Genomic DNA, 4,738 nt, shown 5'->3' on the forward strand with positions numbered 1-4,738 from the left:
GATCATCGACGGGCGCAACGCCCTGGACCCCCAGCGCTGGCAGTCGGCCGGCTGGATCTATCGCGCCCTGGGTCGCCCCAACGTCTGAGCCGGGGGCCGGGCCGACCGGGCCGATGCCCGCGCCGACGTCAGCTCAGGCTTGGCGGGTCGGTTGCGCGCCGTGGGTCACCCTGCTCACGCGCCGGGAGAATTGGTAGCGGGCCCACAGTCCGGCCCTCAGGGCGACCCGCACCGGAGCCCAGGCGGGCCCGGCATACCGGCGGGAGAGGTAGCGGTAGGCGCTGTCGTGGTGTGCCTTCGACATCATGTGGAGGTCGCGCGACGTCGAGTGGGCGCCGTGGTGCTCGACCACGGCGTCGGGCGCATAGACGATGTCCCACCCGGCCCCGGCCATCCGCTCGCAGAGGTCGGTGTCCTCGAAGTACATGAAGTAGCTCTCGTCGAATCCGCCGACGGCCTCGAAGGCCTCCCGGCGCACCAGCATGCACGCGCCCGACACCCAGCCCGCCGTGCTCTCGCGCGGCTCCTGCCGCTCGCGGCGGTAGCCGGCGGTCCACGGGTTGGTGGGCCAGATCCAGCCGAAGAGCGCGTGGCCGACGCCCCGGCCGAGTGAGGGCAGCTCGCGCGCCGAGGGGTAGAGCCGGCCGTCGGGCGTGAGGATCCGCGGTCCGAGGACCCCCGACCGGGGCCAGCGCTCGGCCGCCTCGAGGAGCTTGTCAATCGACCCCGGGGAGAAGGTGAGGTCGGAGTTCGCGATGACGACCCACGGCTCGCTCGAGCCCGCGACGCCGACGTTCGCGCCCCCGCCGTAACCGACGTTGCGGCCAGGCTGGGCCAGGGTCAGCTCGGGGACGGACCGGACGTAGTCGACCGTGCCGTCGGTCGAGCCGTTGTCGACGACCGTGACGGCGATGGCGCGTGCCGACGCGGCCGGGACCGTGGCGAGCATCGCCTCGAGGAACTCCCCCGGGAAGTAGGTGATGACGACGAGTCGCAGCGCACCGACCACCCTCGCTACCTCCTCGACCGCGGACTCGCCGGGGACCTGCCGGCACGCACAGCCTGCCAGACGGGAAGCGGTATGCCGTGCACCCGCCACGACGTCCGCCGACTCACCCTGCCCCCGGTGGCAAATGTGCTTGTGCGCAGCTCTACCTGGAGTTCCGAGGGCTGCGTCATCTCGGAGACCTGTCGCCCTGAGGGGCCACAGGCCTCCGAGATGCCTCCGGAGCCGGCGCGGTTGCCCGATGAACAAGGTGGGCTGGACCTGACTCGGATCCGTGGCTCCGACTCGACGTCGTGGGAGGCACTGAACCGCCCCGGCATGTCCGGAGACTCACTGGTGTGAGAGCTCAGCTGTCGGCTGGGCTTGGTGTTGAGCGTAATAGGCGGCCTCAAGCTCGGCCGGCGGGATGTCGCCGCAGTACTCGTAGAGCCGGCTGAAGTTGAACCAGTCGACCCACTCGGCGGTGGCGAGTTCGACCTGTTCCACGGTCCGCCAGGGCCCGCGGGGCTTGATCAGCTCGGTCTTGTACAGGCCGTTGATGGTCTCCGCGAGAGCATTGTCGTACGAATCGCCCACACTACCGACGGATCCCGAGATGTCGGCCTCGGTGAGCCGTTCGCTGAACCGGATCGACGTGTACTGCGACCCACGGTCCGTGTAGTGGATCAACCCACCCAGATCGGTGGCACCGCCGCGGTTACGGGTCCACACCGCCTGCTCGAGCGCGTCCAGGACGAGGTTGGTGGACATGCATGTCCCGGCGCGCCAGCCGAGGATCCGCCTCGCGTACGCGTCGATCACGAACCCGACGTACACCCACCCGGACCAGGTCGAGACGTAGACATCCCACGCGGGTCAGGTGTCAAATCGGGGCTGTTTGGGCGGGTGTGATGGTGCTGGCCCAGGCCGTGGTTTCGTCCCAGGGAAGGTCGTGCTCCAGGCACCACCAGAGTCGGCCGATGAGTTTGTTCGCGAGGTTACGCAGGGCCGCGTTGTGGGTGTCGCCGAGGGCTCGGCGCCGGTCGTAGTGGGCGCGCGCGCCGCGGGATGTGGTGATCGTGGCGAAGGCCCACCAGTGGCAGGCGTCGTTGAGGCGTTTGTTCCGTACGCGTCGGGCGCTGACGAAGCGGGAGCGTCCAGATGCTCGGGTGATGGGGGCAGTGCCGGCGAAGGCCCGCAGGCCGGCTGCGGTGGTGAACCGGTTGGGGTCGTCGCCGACCTCGGCCAGGACCCGGGCGGCTAGGACCGGCCCGAGCCCGGGCGTTGAGGTCAGCACCGCTGCGAGGTGGTGCTGGTCGAACTCGGTGGACAGGGCGCTCTCGAGGCTGGTGACGGCCTGCTGCATTGACGTGATGATGGCCAGCAGCCCGGTGACGGTCACGCCCAGCGCCTGTTCGACCGCGTGGGGCTGGCGCAACGCCGGGGTGCGTAGGTCGGTGAGGATCTGCTCGACCAGGGCCGGGTCGTTGCGTCGGCCGCACCGGCGGCGCAGGGAGACGATCTTGCGTTTGGTCAGGTCCAGCCCGGCTTGCGGGGTGGGGGCAGCAGCCAGCACGGTCAGCGCGGCTTTGTGCTTGAGCTGCGGGAAGGCCTGCAGCGCTTGCGGGTAGAACTCCAGCAGCACGGATCGCAGCCGGCTGATCGTTTGGTGGACGGCCCAGATCGCTTCTTGGTGCTGGCGGGCCAGCGCCTTGACCGCCCGAGCGTTCTCGCTGGTCACTGGCATCACTCGGTGCCGGGGCCGGTCGGTGCGCAGGATGTCGGCCAGCACGGCCGCGTCGCCCGGGTCGGACTTGCCCCCGGCCTGCCCGTACCGCTCCCGGTAGCGGGCCACGGCCCGCGGGTTGATCGGGTACACCGGGTTGCCCGCGGCCTGTAGCGCCACTACAAGCAGGTTCTTGTCGGTCTCGATCGCCACCGGCACCCCGGCGGGGTCCTGTTCGTGCTCGGCGAGCAAACCGACCAGCTCGTGGAAGCCGGCGAGCCCAGTCTCGATCCGTTGCCGCGCGAGCTGATGGCCTTGTTCGTCCATGATCGCGACGTCGTGGTGCCCTTCGGCCCAGTCGATTCCGCAGGTGATGCTCATTGATCCTCCTCGTTGCCTTTGGTCGTGGCAGTTGAGCCCGAGGGCGGGAACGGCGACCTAATGGAAGCACTCGAGGTGCGGCATCTCACCAGCCGATCACCCACCCGGCGACTGGCAGGGCCACCGTCTACGTTCAGGCCTCATCGGGCCTGGTGAAGTCATGAGAGTGGACCACCGTCAGCGGCTCACTCACACCCTTGCACCGAAAACCTGGACCGGTGATATCTGAGGGGAACCTGCCAGTCACCATCTGGGACACCGGAACCATCCCGGCACTCCCATTAGGTGATGTCGGCGACCCACAACACGTTCGGGGCCAATGGCCCGAAGTCCCGACAGACCAGGTCACGGGGCCGCTGGGCGCTCGGATCGGCGGTCGTGGTGCGCTTGACCTTGCCCCGGACCGCACCGGCCAGCCCGTCCGCGCGCATCAGCCGCTCCACCGAGCAGCGGGCCACCGCGAACCCCTCCCGGTGCAGCGCCAGCCACACCTTCCGGGCGCCGTACACGCCGTAGTTCTTCCGGTGGACCCGGCGGACCTCGTTCAGCAGCAGCGCATCCGAGCGCTCCCGCACCGTGGGGACGCGGTGCAGGTGCTCAGAGTACGTCGACGGGGCGATCGGCAGCCCGTGCTCGCTCAGCACGGTGCAGATCGGCTCGACACCCCAGCGCAGACCACCCTCACGGTGGTCCGCGTGATCGCGGATGAACTCCACGATCACCGTAAGGGCCGGTCGAGCTCGGCCGCAAAGAAAGCCGACGCCGCCTTCAAGATCGCGTTGGCACGACGCAGCTCAGCCACCTCGCGCTTGAGGCGCTTGACCTCGCTCGACTCCTCGCTCGTCGTCCCGGGGCGGCGCCCGGCGTCGATCTCACCCTGGCGGACCCACTTGCGGATCGTCTCCGGCGTGCCGACCCCGAGCAACTCCGAGACCTTCGTCATCGCCGCCCACTCCGAATCGTGATCCGCTCGGACCTCGGCGACCATCCGCACCGCCCGCTGCCTCAGCTCAGGCGGGTACCTCTTAGACGTGTTCCCTGACATGACTCCAACCTTCCCAAGGTTTCGAGTCTCCGGACATGCCGGGGCGGTTCAGAGCGAGGAGGCCGGCTTCCTCAGCGCCACCAACAAAGACCGCGTACAGGAGCTCCACGCCCAGACCAACCCGGCGGACCTGACCCGGAACATCAACCGGATCCAGCAAGCCCTCATCGCCTCCGCCAAGGACAAAACCATCGCCCTCAGGGATCAGGTTTCGTGAGCAAAATAGGTGAGGCACGCGCACCCCGTTTCGCGAGCACATTGACATGAGGCACCACGACCCCTTGGCCTGGGTTAAGCCGTCTAGGATTCGCGGGGAGTGGGAGAGCCGACCGAGGATGTCGAGCACCCTGGGCGGTCGTGTGTTCGTGCTGCCATCTGGCCTCCCGAAAAGCCGATTGGCTGGACGGGATCGATCTCGGGTGGCTCAGCCGGCCAGGCGTCGGTAGACCTCGGCATGGGCCTGCGCGCAGGCGGCCCAGGTGAACCCCGCGGACCGCTCGGTGCCGGCACGCTGCAACCGCGCCCGCACCGAGCGGTCCGCGGGGTTCACCTGGGCCGCCTGCGCGCAGGCCCATGCCGAGGTCTACCGACGCCTGGCCGG

Annotated in this window: 3 protein-coding genes and 2 pseudogenes; 1 reads left to right on the plus strand and 4 read right to left on the minus strand. The window is 69.1% G+C overall.

Going from position 1 to position 4,738, the window contains the following annotated elements; all coding sequences use genetic code 11:
- Positions 1-133 precede the first annotated feature (133 nt).
- The 4 genes and pseudogenes from ACLL9L_RS13505 to ACLL9L_RS13520 all read right to left on the minus strand — a co-directional run.
- Positions 134-1,009 (minus strand): glycosyltransferase family 2 protein, encoded by an 876-nt coding sequence (locus tag ACLL9L_RS13505; RefSeq protein WP_411285180.1) that lies wholly within the window; start codon positions 1,007-1,009, stop codon positions 134-136.
- A 327-nt stretch (positions 1,010-1,336) separates the two neighbouring features.
- Positions 1,337-1,846: pseudogene (locus ACLL9L_RS13510) on the minus strand (DDE-type integrase/transposase/recombinase); the annotation flags it as partial.
- A gap of 22 nt (positions 1,847-1,868) precedes the next feature.
- Entirely contained in the window at positions 1,869-3,092 is a 1,224-nt protein-coding gene (locus tag ACLL9L_RS13515) for an IS110 family transposase (RefSeq protein ID WP_411285181.1), read from the minus strand.
- A gap of 284 nt (positions 3,093-3,376) precedes the next feature.
- Positions 3,377-4,137, minus strand: a pseudogene (locus ACLL9L_RS13520) (IS3 family transposase); the annotation flags it as partial.
- On the opposite strand from ACLL9L_RS13520, the gene ACLL9L_RS13525 reads away from it, so the two are divergent.
- A complete protein-coding gene (locus ACLL9L_RS13525; protein ID WP_411285182.1) occupies positions 4,124-4,354 on the plus strand; it encodes a hypothetical protein in 231 nt (76 codons plus the stop codon). The pseudogene ACLL9L_RS13520 and the gene ACLL9L_RS13525 sit on opposite strands and share 14 nt — an antisense overlap.
- The last annotated feature ends 384 nt before the right edge of the window (positions 4,355-4,738 follow it).

It is taken from the genome of Lapillicoccus sp. (assembly GCF_046595215.1).
In the GTDB taxonomy this organism is placed as follows: Bacteria; Actinomycetota; Actinomycetes; order Actinomycetales; family Dermatophilaceae; genus Lapillicoccus.

What these genes read in the sequence shown, in the direction of transcription:
- ACLL9L_RS13515 (WP_411285181.1), bottom strand. Translation starts at nt 3,092, where the DNA reads ATGAGCATCACCTGCGGAATCGACTGGGCCGAAGGGCACCACGACGTC.